At 57.8% G+C, this 791-nt stretch carries 1 protein-coding gene; it reads left to right on the forward strand.

The genetic code is table 11. The annotated features are described in order from the left end of the window. Nucleotides 1-791: phage tail protein (locus M0814_RS28950; RefSeq protein ID WP_247868580.1), on the forward strand; the 791-nt coding region annotated here is incomplete at both ends.

Consider the following 791-nt stretch of genomic DNA (forward strand, 5'->3'; position numbering starts at 1 on the left):
AATTCCAATGCCGTAATTGGCACGGGCACCGCGTTTATCGCAAACGCCCGAGTTGGTGATGCGCTCCGCGGGCCGGACGGTGGCTGGTATGAAGTCACCAACATCGCCAGCGACACGGCGCTTTCGATTGAGCCTAAGTATCAAGGGGCGACTAACGCTTCCGGGATTTATGCTCTGGCGCCGATGCAGGGTTACGTTAAGGACTCTGCCGACGCACTCCGAGCTCTGGTGAACCAGTTCGGTGGGGTTCTGGCCGTACTCGGAAATACGCCAACTGTGTCTGGTGTGAGGGAGGCGCTCGGGCTCACCGACCAAAATATCCGACAGATGCCGTTGACGGGCTTGGTAACAACAGATCCCTCCACAGTTGTCCCAACAGACACTATCGTCGCAGCCTTCGGAAAACTGCAGACGCAGCTTTTCAGCAAAGCTGGGAAGGGGGCGAACAACGACATCACTTCGCTTTCTGGACTGACCACAGCGCTGTCTGTGAGCCAAGGCGGTACCGGCGCGAAAACGCAATCTGATGCTCGAACTGGTCTTGGACTGAAGACGGCGGCAGTAGCTGATGTCATTGGCACAATGTCCGGCGGCGCAATCATCGAGGACATTTCGAACGCCAATGGCAGCTGTGTTCGGTTCGCAAACGGCTTTCAAGTCTGCACGCTTCGGCGTTTTGTGACGGTGAGTTTCACTGACGCGCTGGCTGCGATGTTCAGCCATCCCGGTGAGTTGTTCTTGCCAGCGGCATATCCGGCCCCCTTCGTTGGGGTGCCATCCATTGGCCGGCC

Source organism: Pseudomonas sp. MWU12-2020 (assembly GCF_023100605.1).
Taxonomy (GTDB): Bacteria; Pseudomonadota; Gammaproteobacteria; order Pseudomonadales; family Pseudomonadaceae; genus Aquipseudomonas; species Aquipseudomonas fluorescens_H.